A 17,425-nucleotide genomic window follows, 5' to 3' on the forward strand; every position below is an offset into this window, starting at 1 on the left:
AACATTCCCATCCTCATTTGTTAGTTCTAAACCATACTCTTCTGGCTCGTCCAAGTTCAAATCTTTAACCTGACAAGTACTGTGAAAGATAGCTTCGCCCATAAAATCAATATGATAAACATTAACCCACTGTTCGGGATGTAGTTTATCGGCTTCGTCTGCATAGATACCTTTAATCACTGACCTAGCCTCTTCCTCGCACCTCTAACATTCCCCAACTGCTTCAACGCCATCGCACTAACCAAACAAACACCACCAGTTATATACAAACCCTTATTTCCCGTACCCATCCCAATAAACCTAACTACTGCAAAACTAAACAGCATCGCGATAATCACGGGCATAATCACCACATACTGAGTATGTTCGGGTTTATCCTGCTTCAGTCCCAGCTTCTCATTTCTGATGATTTTCCTCGCCAACATTGGATTTCTACCAGCTAGAGGTTGGAGTTCAGCTAATTTAGATTTACTAATCTCTAACCCCTGTCTTTGGGCTTCTGCTGCCATGACTAGGCGAATATGGGCATCACTAGGAAGCTCCAATTCAATCTCTAGCATCTCCAGAAAGATATCTCTGCCTGGATTAGCCACGGCAAAACAAACGACTCTCGCCCCAGCCGAAATCATATCTTCTAGCCAATATCTGATACTGGTAGTCAACCTTTTAGCTTCTGGCAGAATTAATAAAGTATCTTCACCATATGCGAAGCGGTATCCTTTAGGACAGTTATCTAAAATCTCTTGTTTTATCGCATCAACAGTTAAATCCTTCTCCCCTGTCGGATCACCATTCTTGTTGTATTGGGTTTCCGTCGTCGGGATATCTAACTGCATAGCGATTAGGCTCCGCCAGGGGCAACGCATCTAAATCCCCAAAGCTAGACAGAAAAAGAACTTGAAAAAGTTTTTAAGCCTCAAATTAAATTTAATATCTGCATAAAAACTTGTTAATAGTAAACATGACTTACTTTTATCTGAACAAAGAAAAGTTGAGATGCCAGAAATAAAGAAGAGTTGTTTTCTTCTTCATTCTAGATTGAATTTTGATGAGATATTTCTAAGTAAGCAATAGTTCTCGAAGATAATTATTATCCCACCCTGCTCTTTTTCGCTTGCCTTTAATACTGCCTTTAATGCTTTTATGCTGCTTGATCAAATTCAAGGCTATGTGTCTAATAACCGCCAAGTTTTCGGGAGCATTATCTTTTCTTATTCTAGAATCATCTTCATTAAAACCTACGTCTAATACCCAATGAAGCTGATTTTCAATTCCCCAATGTCCTCGAATATATTCAGCTAATTGTTTAGCATTTTCAGACAAGCTAGTGATAAAATATCTACTCTCATGCTTTATCAAACTACTCGCCTAGCTGTTGTTTCTTTGGCTTCTGTACTGACTCAGAATGCTGTCGGCTAACTGTCCTGGTGTCCACTTTGGGTAGACTGCTTCCCTCACTGCTTCTACTTTCTGCTTTAAATCCTCTGGCAAATCTTCTTCAGTCATTCTATCGGCGATCGCTCTGATTGCTAGTTCAGGAGTTGCCAATTCACGAGCTTTTAATTGGGCTGCTTGGCGGAGCAGTTGATTGAGCTGGACTTTTATTTGAGATTGATCGCTCCCAAGCGCATTATTGGGTACACAAACTACAGCCGGTGTTGGAAACGACACTCGGTAATAAAATGGTCTTGCCAGCCCGAAAAATTCAGTGTATTGAGCCAGTTTATGGAGCAATTTCCTACCGTAAAACGAGTCATGATTGACGGTATAGAAAGACCAATTCAAAGACCAAAAGACCCTGAACAACAGAAATTAAATTATTTGGGAAAGAAGAAACGTCACACGAGAGAACATCTAGCAGCAGTTGACGATCAAAAAAGAGTTTTGATCTTAAGCCAAGCTCGAAATGGCAAAGTACACGACAAGCGCGAAAAGCCGTTGCGCGGGCGACGCGAAGCTAGTACTTTAGTGTTCCCCGCGTTGAGGCTATTCTTTAGCTGAAAGACTAGAAAGGGAAAAAAACAAACAAATTACCCCTTTGCCCTTGCAACAAGAACTACTAACTATTGCTCAACGGTATCAAACCTTACCGACTTTCGATAACCGAACAGAAGAAGAAATTTTAGGCTACAACGATGGTTATTGATACTTCAGCAATTATAGCGATTCTAAATCTTGAACCAGAAGCAACTATCTTGACTAATGCGATCGCTTCGGACTCGGTGCGTCTGATGTCTATGGGAACTGCTTTAGAATTATCAATTGTAGTTAGAGCTAGAAAACAAGAGGCAGGAATCAGAGAATTAGAGTTCTCTTTGTATAAATCAGCCATTAATTTGGTCAGCTTTGATGAAAATCAATTACAAATGGCTTGTTACGCTTTTGAGCATTACGGTAAGGGTAGAAATTCTGCCAGTTTAAATTTTGGTGATTGTTTTGCCTATGCTCTTAGCAAAACTTCTGGACAACCCTTGTTGTTTAAAGGTAACGATTTTATCCAGACTGATGTGTAACCGTTCATTCCCCCCAGTCAAAAAAGAGCCAATTGCGCCCTTGTCCTAAAGGATACCGCTCCGCATATGGTGTATGTTAAAAACATGGCTGGATTAGATAAAGATGACTTGGCACAGATGAACGAAGACTACTTCAAGTCTCTCAAAAAAGAGAGATTGGTAGAAGTTGCCAAAAATCTACATATCTTAGCTACAGATTTATGGGAAAAGCAACAGCAGAATTCAGCCAATAGCTCCCAACCTCCATCTAATGATAATCCCTACAGTTCAAAAGCAACAACAGAAGAATCAAGCCTCAGTTCAGAATCAGAATCCACGACAGTCAAAACTCAACAGAAGCAAATAGATGAGTCGCAGCAAGATTCAAGAATTTTTAAATGATTGGACAAACACAGAGCTGAGCATCGCAACGATAGACAGATGTATCCGAGAAACAGGAATTGCTTGTGTGCCAGTGGTAGAAGAGTTAGTAGAGCAACTACAACAAGCAGATCTTCTACATTTAGACGAAACTCATTGGTACGAGAGTGGAAAACTCCATTGGCTCTGGGTCGCTATCACCAGCAAAACCGCAGTGTTCCATATTGGTTCTCGCAGAAAAGAAGAATTATCCCATCTGGTTCAAGAAGCTTTTCTGGGTTGGTTAGTAACTGATGGGTATGCAGCCTACCGCTCTCACCCGAAACGACAGAGGTGTTTGGCACACCTGATTCGTAAGGCGGTCGCCATTACAGGTGCCATCAATCAAAAAGCTGCACAAATTGGACAATGGATTTTAGCTGATTTAAGAGATAGCGATCGCCATGTCCTAATTTTTCCTTACTTTTTTAAAGGGGGGAATGAACGGTTACATCTCAGTGTCTCATGCTGATTGCCCACTTTTTTACGCCACTTCTACTTTTTAGCAACTTATGTCCATCAGTCAGCCTCAGCCCTCTCATAGCTTCTGCTCTAAAGTTTTTAATAGTCTCTTTTGTCAGTCAACCAGGTAATTTGTAGTCAGAAAAAAAGTCCATAATTAAGATTTGAAACTTGCTAATATTTGACTTTTTCTCTCATTAATTCCTGAATTAATTGAGTTTTTTAATAATAATTAACAACAATTGGTATGTTCATAGTTATTTTGTACTGTTGATCGGGGCTTGAATTTGTTTTAAAAATCAACTTCGTAACTGGGAACCTAACTTTAAAGAGGGTTTTTGATGCTTGTCACCCCAAAAATAAGTTATGTGAAGCATTACCATCTAAAGATGCGTTGTAAGTAATCCATTGTGGTCTGCCGATAACTATCTTATGTTGGGCAAAAGCACGGCGTACCCGCAAACGATACTCTCGACCCACTAACCATTGTTGCAGGGGTGCGGTTTTAATCCAGACTCTAATTAACATTCCCGTATGGGATAGGCTATCGATCCCCAAAATTTCGGGAGAATCGGGAATTTTATCTTGCCATTGGGGGCTATGGTACATTTCCTGAGCTACTAACTCTAGTATTTCTAATACCTTATCGGGATCGTTTTCGTAAGCGACTTCGATAGTAAAATCGACTCGCGACCAAAGACGGGTTAAATTTCTGACCTCAGCGATCGCACTATTAGGGATGGTAATTAGCTGTCCTTCAGGATTCCGCAACTGAGTCAAGCGCAGATTGAATTCTTCGACAAAACCATCCATGCCGTTAATGATAATTACATCGCCCACCGCAAAGCGATCTTCTAAGAGAATCAAACAACCGTTAACCACATCTTTGACTAGGCTTTGTGTGCCAAAAGAGATTGCCAAACCAATTACCGCACCCCCTGCTAAAATCGAACCTGCGGAAATGTTGAACAAGGCTAGAGTCAAAACAATTCCTATTGAAAAAGAAACAAAGGTCATAAATCCCTTTAAAGCTGTAGCAATAGTTGTCAACCGCAAAGATTTACGCTGTGATTCGCCAAAAGATAGATAAGGATTGTGTTTCCAGGCATTTATAGAGCGTTGAATAAAGGTTTTACTAATTTCCAGTAATAAAGTTATCAAAAACCAAATTGCTAAAAATTGTAAGGGGTGAGATGCTACCGCTTTGCTCCAGCGCATTAAAATTGGCAAACGAGTCGTAATCCCATAAGTTCCTATGTACCAGGTAAGGATAATCAGCCAGACTAATATCCAACGCCAAGATTTATAAGTACGCAAACGCTTTTCTAAAGAAGCTCGAACGGTAAAAAGATCGGGGTCATTAGTTTCCTCGGTTGCCGTTGCTTCAAATTCTACATCGTCGTTGGATACTTCAGTTTGCATTTTCGCAGTTGCCGACTTTAAAGCTTTAACCTCCGCTTCATATTTCATCTGTAATTTGACCAGTCGCCTACCCAACAACCAATAAATTAAGACTAAAACAACGCTGGTAACAAAAACGCCCGCCAAAATAGCGATCGCCTCTTTCAACCGATGTCGAATTACCTTCGAGGAATATAAATATTCAACTTCACTAATTTTTTGCTGTAGAGACTTTTGCCACTCGCGAGCAATTTGTTCGGGGTTCTGGCTGTAAAAATTAACATCTGCTGGAGTAACAGTAGCAATAGTAAGGGGACGCAAATCGCGATCGTATTGAATCTGAACTACAGGACGATTATTCAAGGTAGAAGTAATTACCTGAGCGGAAGTTTTAGGCTTTTGGTTGGCGATTTCGGGACGAAATATTTTCGTAACGACATCACCTCTAATTCTGCTAGTGGTTAACCACAGTAAAGCTTCGATATTTTTCGCCCTCATTTCTACAGGCAGGCGATCTGATTCTAAATTACTACGATCTATGACTGTAGGGGCTGCAATCTGAAATAACTCCCGATCGTCAAGGGGAAACTTGACCCAAGTTACCTCCAGACTGCCGTATCTAATTACTTCTAAAGGGTGTAAATCATTGCTGTTGCCATTTGTATCCAAAGAAAATTGCCCGACCGCCGAAAATTGCCAGGTAATTACTAAGATAAATGCCAAAAAAAAGGTTACGAGAAAACGAATTGGGGGCTTACAGTAATTTTTGTTTAAATAGACCATACGAACTTGAAGTAAAAAGTAAGAAGTAAGAAGTAAGAAGTAAGCCCTAAAGGATACCGCTTCGCATAAAGTAAGAAGTAAGAAGTAAGAAGTAAGAAGTTTTACTCAACTATATATAGTTTGCTGTAAACATAATCAATCAATGTTCAATGTTTAATGGTCAGTAGTTTGAGTGATTTTGCTGCTGTCGGCGATTCTTTTGATTGCCCCCGCCAGAGGGACAGCTAAAATTAAACCTAAAACTCCGCCGAGTTTAGCTCCCAATAACAGAGAAATAATAATCCATACTGGATTAAGCCCGACTAAATTACCAAAAATACGCGGTGCTAAAGTATTATCGATCGCTTGGTCTATTATTAGAGCTACTATCAATACTTCTACTCCTAACCCAACACTTTTAAGTCCTGTTAGTAAACTAACGCTTATAATACCGATAATATCTCCCAAAGGAATTAGTACCAAAGCCCCAATTGCCAGACCGAATAATAAGCCAAAGGGTACTTTTAACAATAAAAAAGCCGTAGTGATAGAAATACTCATTAGCAAAGCGATTGTAGCTTGACCGATAAAGTAATTTTCAAAACTTTGTTTGAGAGATGACTCAACCCGATCGCCCCAATCATCGGGCAACCACTGCCAAATTCCTGACCAAAAGCGATCGCCATGAATCAGTAGGTAAAAGGTTAATACTAATGTTATCAAAAGCTCTAAACTGCTATCGAATACTCCGAGGGCAAAATTAATTACGTATGCAGGTAAAGCTCTTACTTCCGTAGCAAAACGCTCGTCTAGCTGAAATATAAAAGCACTAACATCAAAGGGAAGATTTTTGTCAATTGCCCATACTTCAAATGCCTGTAGCTGCACCTTACTAGAATCGATCCAGCTTGGTAAGCGACGGGGAAAATCGTATAACTGGCGGAGCAATACGGGTAGCAAAGTAAAAGTTATAGTGCCTAAAATTATTAATGCCAACAAGAAGACCAGAGCGATCGCATAACCACGTTTAAATTTCCACGTTACGAGCAATTTCACGGGATAATTCAACAAGAAAGCAAGTAGTGCTGCTGTTACAATCAAAACCAGCGTGGGTTGTAAATAGCGAAATACGGGAAATAAATAATAACCATTGACGACAATAAAAGTTATTAATAATCCCCAATATAGCCAGCGCGGAAGCTTATTCTCGAACATCATTTACTTATTTCTTATTGCGGGAAATCTGTTGTTTTTTCAAGCGATCGCGCAGCACCGATTCTTCTTCAAGATCTTGCCTTGCTTGAAGCTGACGTAGAGCTTCCTGGGTTGTGCCGACAATTAGTCCCCCAGTGCCACAGATTAGCATATAGGTTTGTTCTAAGTTCTGATAGTTTTTGCTGCTATAGGGAGACTCGACAATCTTTGCCAGCACCAAACCGATACCTACGCCTAATGCTGCGGTCACTACCCCTGCAAACCAGATTTTACGTTGGTTCATAATTTATACTCTACGATGTGAGTTATCTTTTTCGTTCACTTTAATTTTTTAGCTATCAGCTATCAGCTATCAGCTATTAGCTTCTTACCGTATAATGCTTTTATGCAAGATTTTACTCAATTAAAAGTTTGGCGCAAAGGGCTTGGCACGCATGCAAGCGCATAGCTTTACAGTTAATTTGTATAAAATGACTGCTAATTTTCCGCCAGAAGAGAAGGCGAACGCGAATGCGTTCTAGTCGTCGTTGAGACGACGATCTGCGCGAATGCGCTGCGACTAACCAATCAAATACGTCGCGCCTCTGTTTCCATTGAATCAAATTTGGCGGAGGGCTGTGGTCGTAATGGAGATAAAGAATTTAGTAGATTCATAGATTTAGCTCAAGGTAGTGCCTATGAAGTTCGGTGTCAGTTATTCATAGCTCGCGATTTGGGTTTCTTATCAGTAGATAACTTTAACTTGCTTATAAGCAAAATCGATGAAATATCTCGCATGATGATTGCTTTCCAAAAAAAGCTGAAAGCTGAGAGCTAAGAGCTGAGAGCTAAAAACTAATAAATCTGAACTAAGCTAATTCATATTAAACGTACTCTTAAACTGGGTTGTCTCCTTCTTGAAAGCGAGATTGGGTGGGAGTATCGGTACGGCGATCGCCCGTTGCCGTATTTTTGTAATTCTTGACACGACCGTTAGAATCATCACTATTGTTTTTAGGAGGTTTTTTATCGAAAAATCTTGCTTCTAAGCTTTTGATTACTACATAAAGGACTGGTACGACTAAGAAGCTAAGTATTGTCGATACTAGTAGTCCGCCCACTAAAGCCGTGCCAATTGAGCGACGGGAAGCCGAACCCGCTCCAGAAGCAATAACCAAGGGGAAGAAACCAACTAAGGAAGATACCGCAGTCATCAGGATAGGACGAAAACGTTCTTTAGCAGCTTCTTGAGCCGATTTGACAATCGAAACTCCTGTCTCCCGCGTTTGGTTGGCAAGTTCCACAATCAAAATTGCGTTTTTACTGGCAAGACCAATCAACATCACCAGTGCCACCTGGACGTAAACGTTTCTGTCTAACCCTGCCAGGGCAATAAAAGATAAAGCACCTAAAACCGCCAGAGGTACAGTTAACAGAATGATTAGAGGATCGATATAGCTTTCGTACTGAGCCGAGAGAGTCAGAAAGACCATGATAATCCCGAAAAGAAATACCAAAGCCCCTAAACTTCCAGCAGCTAGTTCTTCTTTGGCTAAACCAATCCAATCTCCAGTAATTCCAGGTAAAGATGCTTCTGCTACTGCTTCATCAATAGCTGCGATCGCCTGACCGCTAGAGGAGTCTTCGGCTGCCTCTGCCTGAATTTTAATCGAGCGATCGCCGTTGTAATGATAAATAATTTGCGGTCCAACAGTTCGAGAGACTGTGGCTATTTCTCCTAGAGGAATCATTTGTCCGCCTCGCGATCGCACGTAAAGACTTTCTAGATCGTCGGGAGAATTACGAGCCTCTCCTACCGCCTGTAAGAAGACCCGATAGCTGCGTCCCTCCAAAGTAAAGTCATTGACATATTGCGAACCGACAAAAGCTCCAATAGTTTGCAGTGCCGATTGAAAATCAACATTCAAAGCTTCTAATTGGTCACGATTGATGTCTATTTGTAGTTGAGGTGTACTGGCTGTAAACTGAGTAAAAGCCGAGCCAACCGCAGGTGAGGAGTTGGCTTGAGCAATAATTTCTTGGGCATTGGCTAGAAAATTATCAATATCCAAGCTACCGCCACTTTGGTTTTGTAGCTGTAGTTCAATACCTCCAGTGGAGCTAAACCCAGGAATGGGCGGTAGGTTAAAAGCAGCAATAGTAGCGTCTTGGTTTGCATAAAATCTTTGGTTAAGCTGTTCGATGACTTTTTCGGCGGTTTGCTCTGCTCCAGTTCGCTCATCCCAAGGCTTAAGTTTGGCAAAGAACACCCCTTTATTAGGGCCTGCACCCTCCAAACCAATACCGCTAGCAACAAAATAATCTTCTACTTCGGGAGTATTTTCAAAAGTCTCGGAGACAAATTTGGTAACTCGATCCGTATAGCTTAAGGATACGCCATCAGGAGCTTGGATGATTCCTAAGAAAACCCCCTGATCCTCTGGAGGAACAAAGCCTCCAGGCACGGCTTTAAATACCATATAAGTAGCAAACAGACCCAGAACAAATAAGCCAATGACAATATAGCGAAGGCGAATGAGAAACTTAACAAAAGCGGTGTATCGGTCTAGAACCCAGCTTAAGAAGCGATTAAAGGGCGTAAATATCTTATCTAAAAATCCTTTTTTGCCATTCTCTGACTGGGTTTCTTGCTGCGACCGCAATAAAATCGCAGACATAGCGGGAGTAAAAGTAAGAGCGTTGAAGGTTGATACCAGTACGGAAAAGGCAATAATCAAGGCAAACTGCTGGTAAAGTATTCCAGTTGTTCCTGGGAAAAACGCTACGGGAATAAATACTGCCATCAGTACTACAGAGGTGGAAAGAACTGCTCCCGCGATCTCATCCATCGCTGCAAAAGATGCCTTTGTTGGTGTCATTCCTGACTCGATTTTGGCGGTAATTGCCTCAACAATAACGATCGCATCATCTACAACTAACCCCGTTGCTAGAATCAAACCAAACAAAGTCAAACTATTGAGTGAAAATCCGAAGATAAAGGCAAATCCTAATGCACCTATAAGTGAGACGGGAATTGCTACGGCGGGAATAACGGTAGTGCGCCAATCTTGGAGAAAGACAAAGATGATGATGATGACCAGAGCGATCGCTTGAAGTAAGGTAATGAAAACCTCTTTAATCGATACCTGAATAAAGTCAGTGGTGTCGTACACTAACGATTTAACCAGTCCTGGGGGAAAATTCTGACTCAATTCCTCCATGGCATCTTTGACGTTGTTACCGACATCTAGGGCATTACTTCCAGGAAGTTGAGAGATAGCAATACCAATTCCTTCCTGTCCGTTGACGCGAGCATTGGCTGTATAGTTTTCCGCTCCTATTTCTGCATAGCCTACATCCCGTAAATGCACTACAGACCCATTATCTAGGGTTTTGACTACCAAATTTTCAAACTCAGCTTTACTTTGAAGACGACCTTGAATCTTAACTGGTAGCTCATAATCTTGATTTCCAGGAGTAGGCTCTTGACCGATAGAACCTGCACCTACTACTACGTTTTGCGAACTAACGGCTTGGGATACATCTAATACGCTTAATCCTCTCGCTGCTAAAGCTTGGGGGTCTAGCCAGAGTCGCATGGCATTTTGTTTTGCCCCGAATACGGTAACGTCTCCTACCCCCTCAATCCGCTTCAAAACGTTAGTGATATTAGCATCGACATAGTTACTCACAAAAATGTCATTGTATGCTCCTGATTCACTATAAATACCAAAGATTAAGAGGATACTACTAGATGCTGCCTTGGTAGTAATACCCCTCTGTTGGACTGGACTGGGCAACTGTGGTAAAGCCTGTGCTACGCGGTTTTGAACGTTAACCTGAGCAATATCTTTGTCAGTTCCCGTAGGGAAATAGATTGAGATATTACTACTGCCAGCATAGCTTTCGGAGGTTGAGTAATCCATTCCTGGAACACCGTTAATTTCCTCTTCCAAAATTGTAGTGACAGTATCTTCAATAGTTTCTACGTCCGCTCCCGTATAGATACTGGACACCTGAATCTGAACGGGAGAAACATCAGGCAGATAGTTAATCGGTAGCAGGGGAATACAGACCCCTCCCAGCAGGACGATGACAATAGTACAAACCGTAGTTAGTACTGGACGTTTAATAAAATTTCCAGCGATGGAGAATACACCCATAGTTAATTCAAATATTTAAAGTTTTCTTATTTTTAAAGCTATTAGCTATTAGCTGTTAGCTTCTTGATGCAGTCGCTCTTTGCTGGAAACCAACAAGACCGCGCTGCACCGCTTTTAGCTTTTGATTAAGAGAATTTATCATTCTGGAAATCTCATCTATTTTGTCTGTTAGCAATTGAGATTTGTTATTATCCAAATAACCTAAGTCTCTAGCAATTAGTATTTGGCATTTCACTTCATAAGCATATGCGAAGCGGTATCCTTTAGGACTACCTTGAGCTATATTTAGAAAACGGCTGAACTCTTTGTCTCCATTACGCCCGCATCCTTCGCTAATATTGCGAGTCAGCGCGATGGGCGGTTTCACCGACATAAAGCGACTGACGAGGGCGGATTCGATACTAACTGAAGCTCGTCTAATTTGATTAGTTAGACGCAGCGCATTCGCGCAGATCGCCGCGCCAGCGCACGACTGGAACGCATTCGCGTTCGCTTTTTCATCATCAGGAAAGTCTTTAGTTATTTTGTATAAATTAACTGTAAAGTTGTGTGCCTTTTGCCAGACCTTGAGTTGTGTGAAATCCTGCATTAAAACTAGTACCTACTATCAACTGACATTATCTTAAAAAAGCTAAAAGCTAAAAGCTAAAAGCTAAAAGCTAAAAGCTAAGAGCTAAGAGCTATCAATTTAAGATTCTGATTCATCAGTTTCTAATTGAACGGGCGCACCATCTCGCAGCTTGAGGATGTTCGAGACAGCAATGCGATCGCCAGTTTCTAATCCTGAAATGACCTGATAACTATTGTCTTGAATATCTCCTAATTCCACGGGGGTTAAGTTAACCACCTCTTGACCGTTTTCGTTAGGTTTGTTGCTGACTTGGTAGACAAATTCCTTGCCCCCTGTCCGAGAAATTGCCCCAGTTGGAACTAAAATTCCTGGCTCGGTACCCCAAGTAAGACGTGCCTGTACGTATTGTCCATTTCGCAATTCACCCTCGTTATTAAAACGCGCTCTTGCTAAAATAGTTTGGTTTTCTCGATCGACCGTCGGGGAGATAAAGGTAAGCTCGCCTGTAGACAATTTTTCTTTGCTGGTAGGATCGATTAAATCTAACGGCAAACCTAGCTTAAGCTGATTTGCTCGATTAGAAGGGACTTGAATATTTAAAAATAAATCGTCTGATTGGGTTATTCTCGCTACTACAGATTGACCAGCACTAACATAAGCTCCCTCCTTCACGGGAAAATCATCTACAATTCCAGCGATAGGGGCTTTGATTGTCGTAAAATTTGCGCTTACTGAAGCAGCATCTGCCTGTGCCTGTGCCTGACGAATATTAGTTTGTGCTTGGTTTATTTGGACTTCAGCTGTAGCAACTTCTTGCTCTGCGCTAATTAAATCGTTCTTCGCTGCTTCGGCTTTCTGTAATGTTTCGTCTAAGCGAACCTGCGCCACTCCTCCTTGGTCAAACAACTCCTGTACGCGAGGTACATATTTACTAACCAGATCGTAGTTAGTTTTGGCACTATCCCGTTTAGCTTTAGCAATGTCGAGTTGCTTAAGCGCATTTTGATAATCATCTTTGGCTACATTAACTCTTTCTACGGCTGCCTGATAATTAGGTGCGCTTTCACCAGGCTCAAGCTCCATAATAGTTTGCCCAGCTTCAACTCGATCCCCAGCCTCGACTAAGATCTTTTTAATGCGTCCTTGAATTTCGGGATTAACCTCGACAACTTTAACCGCTTCTAAATTACCGACAAACTCCGAGCGATCGCCAATTAGATCGGACTGTAACTCTACTACTTCAACAGGTATAGCATTTACCTTAGAACTTGCCTCAGCATCAGTGGCATCTAAGCTTGAATTGCAGGCAGTACTTAAAAATGAAATAGACAGGGTAGCTCCTAATAGGACAGGAGATAAACGCCTTTTAATAGTCGTTCTAACTTTCATAAAAACTAAAATATTTTGAACATTGATACTTTTCTTTTTTAAAAATTTGTTACCCCTTATTTTCTATAATTGCGTAGATAAGGCGATTAATAATCACGCTATTGATAGAGATCGTTTCTTTTGAGCGTATGTTAAGCATGAGCTAATTATTGAGTCATGACAAATATATTGCATTCATGCATTTGAAAATAAGCGTTAGAGTGATCGCGATTTTGATTAGGGCATTGCTGAATTACGGTATGATTTTAAAATCTCAACCAAATAGCGGGTATTTAAAAAGCTAAAGGCTAAAGACTACGAACAAATTACTTTGTTAATTCACACTTTAAATCAGCAACGTCGATTAACGATAATAAGTAACGCCACGATATTTTAATTTAGTTTTTTGTCTAGGTTGAAAAGCCTTGGTTTTTTCAATTTGTAAAGTTAAATCCCAACAGCGATCCTGAAGGCTAGGCGGAGCGTAATCGCATTCTATTTGGTCTAAACACCAACAATCTTCTAAGAATTCTTTTTTATGGTCGTACCAAAATGCGATCGGATCGAATACAGTTTTTGCTCTAGATTTATACAACAGTTGCTGAATATATTTTATCCAGGGAAACTTAGGATTAATACCCGCTTCGGGAGAATTTCCTCGATAGATAATCTCTTTGTTTGCTATGCCTGTTGATGTTAAAAAATTCTGTTTTTCTCGATCGTATTGTCTTCCGCGATAGGTTAGTTTCATTTCCTTCACCTCTATTTTTGTGTCGATATGAGGTTCAGTTGATTACCCGTTACAAAAAAAACATGAAGCAAAAGCTGGTCAAACTGATTGACAAAATTCTTCTGCGTAAAAGAGCCTTAATTGAGACGGTTAACGACCAACTTAAAAATATATTTCAGATCGAACACTCAAGACACCGTAGTATCTGGAATTTCTTAGTCAATCTGATGGCTGGGTTGATTGCTTATGCCTATCTACCTAACAAACCTTCTCTCGATCTAGAGCCGAAAGAATTATTGGCACTACCTTCTGCTACTTTCTAACTTTGTCGAACTCACGTTAAATAGAGTTCGCTGCGGTTGTCCATTAAGAAAATCATCTTTCCTCTAACTGAAGCTAGAGTAGGCCAGCCATCACTTTTAATAGCCTCTTTTAAAGTTGAATAATTACCGCGCAAATCGTCAGGAACGATTAATTCTTCGCGATTGAAGACAGCATTTATTTCTTTATCGATCTCGCTGATATTTTGAACGTTAAACTTAACTGGTTTGGTCAGGTCTAAGGTCATTTTGTCTGGTATCACCATCCTAGGATAAGTTTTATTCGAGGCTTCAATTAGTACCACAATAGGTAGATGCTGAGGATTATTGTCCGACCAGGTTTTCGTCTCCTGCAAGCATTTGGTAAAGGTCAAACAGGTACTTCGGTAGTCAAAATCCTGCATATGGATTACTTTTAATCCTGGCTGCTGCATCTCTTCATCGGGATCGAAGCTGGGGTCAGCAGGTAGACCACTCTTCTCGACAAGGGAATCTCCCAAAGGTTTGGCATATAAACCCCCTTCAGGATCTAACACCAGATCTAGCTCTATTTGCCGAACACCCATGTCGAACTGTTTGGATAATGGTAAATGAGTATATTCAAAAGTTCCTAATAATAATCTTGCTAACCAGTTAGCATTTGATAAAGCCTTAGATAAATTAGGAGCAGGTTTTACGTGATAAGAGTTATGAGTACCAAGAGATTGTAGTTGATTGAGTTTTAAGTCTTGGGGTTGAAATTGAACTTCCGCCTTAATAGTGTTAGAAAACAGATTAATTAAAGTTATTACGCCGACTACAGCACTGCCCCAGATAAATTTGTTCACAGTTTATTGTTTAGAAGCTTAAATTACTAATCGAGAAACAGCTCAGATGCTTCGATTAAGCCACGTGCATCTAGTAGTGCGCTGGCTGCAAATTCATTGGCTCTAATAAATAGAGCCAACTCAAGTTCATCTTTATCTGATTCCCATTCAATCACTCTAACTTGAATTCCTACTTCTTCTAAAGCCTTGAGAGTAACGGGTGCAACAACAAGTACCCCCTGTTCGGGTTCAACTTCTTCACCGTCAACGAATACCCGCTGCTCGGTTAATCTAAAACTAGCGCCATCAATTACTTCCAAGGCAAACTCAAAATTCACATCTAATTCTTCATCCTTTCTACCATCTTTTCGATCGAAACCAGAAAGTTTCATTCTTAAAGCAATACGATTTTCGCCAATCAAATCCAGAGCCAAACTAGAAATTTCAAAATCTTTTCTTCTATAGTTATATTCGGCTATTCGATTGAGAGTTTGCTGTAATCGCCGTCTAATAGTTCTATTGATAAACGGAGATTGCAGCATATTATCGAGTTGTTCTTGAGTCAAAACCGCCCTCGATGCGATATTGACTGGTTGTTCAAACAGTTGTCGCAGTCTCAGGGTAGGAACACCATCTATTTCGGTTAGTATATCTTGCTGTAACCACTCCTTAAGCCTAATATCAATGCCATCTACGTCCACTTCTAAGGTTTTAAAAGCGATCGCCTGACTAATTTCTAAATCGCGAGTAGCAACTCTAACACGCTGTACTTTACCTTTTGAAATATCATGATTGGGAGCATTATCGATCCGCACTGCCATAGTGTCTACTGACTTTATCTGAGATTCAAGCTTATTTTTCAAAACTTCATCTCCCACCGCATTAACGGAAGTTGCGATCGCCAGTATTCCCGATATAATACTTGTTAATAATTCCATTTATTTTCTAAGCCTGATGTTAATTAACTGCATTGGAAAGTTAACAGTTCGTAGCTCTAGGCTTTCAAATAAAAGATCGAACAACTCAATTTGCATAAAGATTAGTTGTGCTTGGGTTGAAGTTTTATTGTAAGTGCTTCATTCTGTGAAGGCTTACAGCTTATAGCTTATGGCTTATAGCTTTCTAATACAACAACCACTCTAAATTTAGTCCAAAGCGACTATCTTTATCCTCAACTGAATTTTGCCTTTCGATATCCCCAGATAAACGTAAATGAGAAGTTAGAGCGTAACCAGCAGAAAAAGAGGTAATTGCCACTTCCTCACTACCTCCTGGACTTATAAAGCTTTGGGATACAGAAATATCACCGCCTCCCGTTCGCGAAAAAGTCAGCATCAATCTAACTCCTAGATGAACTCCATCGGTAGAAAAGTCGTTGCTTTGAACGTAGCGATAGCCAACCATCGGCGCAAAATTAAAATAGCCACCAAGAGGTAAGAGAAAATAGTGTAAGTCCGCACCAGCACCATTGCGATCGCCGTTAAATGCCGTTTGATAATCAGCACTAATAGTTAAACCAGTGCGCTTAATAAAAATATCTTCAATTCCCACATTGATTCCACTTGCATCATCGGTAGAGGGGAAGGCTGCAAAACCCAGTCGCAAACGGGTGACAAAAGCAGGAGCGTATTTTATTTCTTCTAATACATTTGGTACTTCCTCTAACCATTCCTGTAATACAGGACTTTGCTCGATCTCTTCTAAAGGAATATCGATCTTGCTATCTTCTTCAAATTTCTCTTGAGCAGTGGCGGGGGAAACTAATAAATTTAGAAATAAACAGTTACCAATCAAAACTAACGGAAATAATCTCATATAGGCTGATGCCGCTTTTAAAGTCTCCGAGACTAACTATAGGTTAATTCTCCTAAACAAGTTTGAAAAAAGGTTATTGGTAATTGCTGTACCGAATAAAATCAAGCCACAGCCAAAGATTATTGATGAAGTGACTGGCTCATGTAGGATAAGTCCACCCCAGATTACGCCGAATACGGGAATAAGATAAGCAACTGTTAGTGCTTTGGTCGAACCTACATTTTGAATCAATCGATAATAAAGAACATAGGCAAGTGCTGTTGAAAACAAGGCAAGAGCCAAAACTGCCAGCATAACTGTAGGTGTAGGGATTGTCTTTGGTACGGTGAATGGTAAGGCTGGTAGCAGAAATATAGCTGCGCTCAGTAAGCTTACAGTTGTAATTACGAGGGGAGAAATACCAGACAATTGACGTTGGCTATAGGGAGCAGCAGTTGCATAGGAAAACGCAGCTAATAAACCAGCAGCGATCGCTACTAAAGTAGACGGCGTTGTCTCAAAGGTTCTCATTCCGACTAATACTGTGACTCCAGCAAATCCTAAAATCAAACCGCTCATCCGATTGAGGGTTAGTTTCTCCCTCAACCAAACAGCAGCCACCACTGTCCCAAATAGAGGCGATGTCGCATCCAAGATGGAGGTAAACCCAACGGGTAAAAATATAGATGCAAAGGCAAATAATAATAGTGGCAACGCTGAATTAAGACAGCCAACGATAAACAAGGGCATTAATTTATGACGAGCCTCACCCCAAAGCTTCGAGCGAATAAGAAATGGCAGTAAGGCTAACCCCGCCAGTAAGACTCTTATTTCGGCTAACCAAACTGGACCTAATACAGGTGCAGCAATTCGCATCAATAAAAACGAACCACTCCACAATGCTGCTATCAGCAGAAGCTCAATGATATCTGAAATCTTCAT

The 17,425-nt window shown here is 40.7% G+C and carries 18 protein-coding genes and 3 pseudogenes; 6 read left to right on the forward strand and 15 right to left on the reverse strand.

The genetic code is table 11. From position 1 onward, the window contains the following. The 4 genes and pseudogenes from C7B62_RS10660 to C7B62_RS10675 form a co-directional block, all read right to left on the reverse strand. A pseudogene (locus C7B62_RS10660) lies at positions 1-180 on the reverse strand (hypothetical protein); the annotation flags it as partial. Beyond that, positions 177-836 (reverse strand): hypothetical protein, encoded by a 660-nt coding sequence (locus tag C7B62_RS10665; RefSeq protein WP_233219909.1) that lies wholly within the window; start codon positions 834-836, stop codon positions 177-179. The pseudogene C7B62_RS10660 and the gene C7B62_RS10665, both read right to left, overlap by 4 nt. Before the next feature lie 223 nt (positions 837-1,059). After that, positions 1,060-1,347 (reverse strand): annotated as a pseudogene (locus tag C7B62_RS10670) (ISAs1 family transposase); the annotation flags it as partial. Between the two features lie 21 nt (positions 1,348-1,368). Then, on the reverse strand, positions 1,369-1,671 hold the full coding sequence (locus tag C7B62_RS10675) for a hypothetical protein (protein ID WP_199194140.1): 303 nt from the start codon (positions 1,669-1,671) through the stop codon (positions 1,369-1,371). A 54-nt stretch (positions 1,672-1,725) separates the two neighbouring features. Here C7B62_RS10675 and C7B62_RS26115 point away from each other — a divergent pair, with 54 nt between their 5' ends. The 4 genes from C7B62_RS26115 (at position 1,726) to C7B62_RS26125 (ending at position 3,384) form a co-directional block, all read left to right on the forward strand. Continuing rightward, positions 1,726-2,001: a transposase family protein gene (locus tag C7B62_RS26115; protein ID WP_199194141.1), complete on the forward strand. Its 276-nt coding sequence runs from the start codon at positions 1,726-1,728 to the stop codon at positions 1,999-2,001. Positions 2,002-2,135: 134 nt separating this feature from the next. Then, entirely contained in the window at positions 2,136-2,513 is a 378-nt protein-coding gene (locus tag C7B62_RS10690; protein ID WP_106235697.1) for a type II toxin-antitoxin system VapC family toxin, read from the forward strand. Positions 2,514-2,579: 66 nt separating this feature from the next. Next, complete coding sequence (locus C7B62_RS26120) at positions 2,580-2,894, forward strand: hypothetical protein (RefSeq protein ID WP_199194142.1); 315 nt, start codon at positions 2,580-2,582, stop codon at positions 2,892-2,894. After that, entirely contained in the window at positions 2,860-3,384 is a 525-nt protein-coding gene (locus C7B62_RS26125) for a transposase (protein ID WP_199194143.1), read from the forward strand. Before C7B62_RS26120 ends, C7B62_RS26125 begins: the two co-directional genes overlap by 35 nt. A 338-nt stretch (positions 3,385-3,722) precedes the next feature. On the opposite strand, the gene C7B62_RS10700 is transcribed toward C7B62_RS26125, so the two are convergent. From C7B62_RS10700 to C7B62_RS10710, 3 genes are all read right to left on the reverse strand, one after another. Beyond that, positions 3,723-5,498 (reverse strand): mechanosensitive ion channel family protein, encoded by a 1,776-nt coding sequence (locus C7B62_RS10700; RefSeq protein ID WP_158260664.1) that lies wholly within the window; start codon positions 5,496-5,498, stop codon positions 3,723-3,725. Between the two features lie 213 nt (positions 5,499-5,711). Next, entirely contained in the window at positions 5,712-6,755 is a 1,044-nt protein-coding gene (locus C7B62_RS10705) for an AI-2E family transporter (RefSeq protein ID WP_106235702.1), read from the reverse strand. Between the two features lie 4 nt (positions 6,756-6,759). After that, the gene (locus C7B62_RS10710) at positions 6,760-7,035 is read right to left on the reverse strand and encodes a hypothetical protein (RefSeq protein ID WP_106235704.1); all 276 of its coding nucleotides are present in this window, start codon (positions 7,033-7,035) and stop codon (positions 6,760-6,762) included. Between the two features lie 270 nt (positions 7,036-7,305). Here C7B62_RS10710 and C7B62_RS27125 point away from each other — a divergent pair, with 270 nt between their 5' ends. Further along, the gene (locus C7B62_RS27125; RefSeq protein WP_370303894.1) at positions 7,306-7,569 is read left to right on the forward strand and encodes a four helix bundle protein; all 264 of its coding nucleotides are present in this window, start codon (positions 7,306-7,308) and stop codon (positions 7,567-7,569) included. Positions 7,570-7,627: 58 nt separating this feature from the next. On the opposite strand, the gene C7B62_RS10720 is transcribed toward C7B62_RS27125, so the two are convergent. From C7B62_RS10720 to C7B62_RS10735, 4 genes are all read right to left on the reverse strand, one after another. Further along, positions 7,628-10,894, reverse strand: coding sequence for an efflux RND transporter permease subunit (locus tag C7B62_RS10720; RefSeq protein ID WP_106235709.1), 3,267 nt, complete (start codon positions 10,892-10,894; stop codon positions 7,628-7,630). Between the two features lie 55 nt (positions 10,895-10,949). Beyond that, positions 10,950-11,483, reverse strand: a complete 534-nt coding sequence (locus C7B62_RS10725) for a four helix bundle protein (protein ID WP_106235711.1) — start codon at positions 11,481-11,483, stop codon at positions 10,950-10,952. A 99-nt stretch (positions 11,484-11,582) separates the two neighbouring features. After that, positions 11,583-12,854 carry an efflux RND transporter periplasmic adaptor subunit gene (locus tag C7B62_RS10730; protein WP_106235713.1) on the reverse strand — a complete coding sequence of 424 codons (1,272 nt, stop codon included), beginning with the start codon at positions 12,852-12,854 and terminating at the stop codon, positions 11,583-11,585. A 343-nt stretch (positions 12,855-13,197) separates the two neighbouring features. Continuing rightward, positions 13,198-13,584, reverse strand: coding sequence for a DUF4278 domain-containing protein (locus C7B62_RS10735; protein ID WP_106235716.1), 387 nt, complete (start codon positions 13,582-13,584; stop codon positions 13,198-13,200). Positions 13,585-13,595: 11 nt separating this feature from the next. Here C7B62_RS10735 and C7B62_RS10740 point away from each other — a divergent pair. Further along, positions 13,596-13,886, forward strand: a pseudogene (locus tag C7B62_RS10740) (transposase); the annotation flags it as partial. A gap of 11 nt (positions 13,887-13,897) precedes the next feature. On the opposite strand, the gene C7B62_RS10745 reads toward C7B62_RS10740, so the two are convergent. The 4 genes from C7B62_RS10745 to C7B62_RS10760 form a co-directional block, all read right to left on the reverse strand. Further along, positions 13,898-14,710 carry a Ca2+-dependent phosphoinositide-specific phospholipase C gene (locus tag C7B62_RS10745; protein ID WP_106235718.1) on the reverse strand — a complete coding sequence of 271 codons (813 nt, stop codon included), beginning with the start codon at positions 14,708-14,710 and terminating at the stop codon, positions 13,898-13,900. Positions 14,711-14,736: 26 nt separating this feature from the next. Continuing rightward, on the reverse strand, positions 14,737-15,627 hold the full coding sequence (locus C7B62_RS10750; RefSeq protein WP_106235720.1) for a DUF2993 domain-containing protein: 891 nt from the start codon (positions 15,625-15,627) through the stop codon (positions 14,737-14,739). A 184-nt stretch (positions 15,628-15,811) separates the two neighbouring features. After that, on the reverse strand, positions 15,812-16,504 hold the full coding sequence (locus tag C7B62_RS10755) for a hypothetical protein (RefSeq protein WP_106235722.1): 693 nt from the start codon (positions 16,502-16,504) through the stop codon (positions 15,812-15,814). 36 nt (positions 16,505-16,540) lie between these two features. Next, entirely contained in the window at positions 16,541-17,425 is an 885-nt protein-coding gene (locus C7B62_RS10760) for a DMT family transporter (RefSeq protein WP_106235724.1), read from the reverse strand.

It is taken from the genome of Pleurocapsa sp. CCALA 161 (genome assembly GCF_003003995.1).
In the GTDB taxonomy this organism is placed as follows: domain Bacteria; phylum Cyanobacteriota; class Cyanobacteriia; order Cyanobacteriales; family Xenococcaceae; genus Waterburya.

What these genes read in the sequence shown, in the direction of transcription:
- C7B62_RS10760 (WP_106235724.1), bottom strand. Translation starts at nt 17,425, where the DNA reads ATGAAGATTTCAGATATCATTGAGCTTCTGCTGATAGCAGCATTGTGG.
- C7B62_RS10705 (WP_106235702.1), bottom strand. Translation starts at nt 6,755, where the DNA reads ATGATGTTCGAGAATAAGCTTCCGCGCTGGCTATATTGGGGATTATTA.
- C7B62_RS26115 (WP_199194141.1), top strand. Translation starts at nt 1,726, where the DNA reads ATGGAGCAATTTCCTACCGTAAAACGAGTCATGATTGACGGTATAGAA.
- C7B62_RS10690 (WP_106235697.1), top strand. Translation starts at nt 2,136, where the DNA reads ATGGTTATTGATACTTCAGCAATTATAGCGATTCTAAATCTTGAACCA.
- C7B62_RS10720 (WP_106235709.1), bottom strand. Translation starts at nt 10,894, where the DNA reads ATGGGTGTATTCTCCATCGCTGGAAATTTTATTAAACGTCCAGTACTA.
- C7B62_RS10710 (WP_106235704.1), bottom strand. Translation starts at nt 7,035, where the DNA reads ATGAACCAACGTAAAATCTGGTTTGCAGGGGTAGTGACCGCAGCATTA.
- C7B62_RS10750 (WP_106235720.1), bottom strand. Translation starts at nt 15,627, where the DNA reads ATGGAATTATTAACAAGTATTATATCGGGAATACTGGCGATCGCAACT.
- C7B62_RS10730 (WP_106235713.1), bottom strand. Translation starts at nt 12,854, where the DNA reads ATGAAAGTTAGAACGACTATTAAAAGGCGTTTATCTCCTGTCCTATTA.
- C7B62_RS10725 (WP_106235711.1), bottom strand. Translation starts at nt 11,483, where the DNA reads ATGCAGGATTTCACACAACTCAAGGTCTGGCAAAAGGCACACAACTTT.
- C7B62_RS26125 (WP_199194143.1), top strand. Translation starts at nt 2,860, where the DNA reads ATGAGTCGCAGCAAGATTCAAGAATTTTTAAATGATTGGACAAACACA.
- C7B62_RS10735 (WP_106235716.1), bottom strand. Translation starts at nt 13,584, where the DNA reads ATGAAACTAACCTATCGCGGAAGACAATACGATCGAGAAAAACAGAAT.
- C7B62_RS10665 (WP_233219909.1), bottom strand. Translation starts at nt 836, where the DNA reads ATGCAGTTAGATATCCCGACGACGGAAACCCAATACAACAAGAATGGT.
- C7B62_RS26120 (WP_199194142.1), top strand. Translation starts at nt 2,580, where the DNA reads ATGGTGTATGTTAAAAACATGGCTGGATTAGATAAAGATGACTTGGCA.
- C7B62_RS10755 (WP_106235722.1), bottom strand. Translation starts at nt 16,504, where the DNA reads ATGAGATTATTTCCGTTAGTTTTGATTGGTAACTGTTTATTTCTAAAT.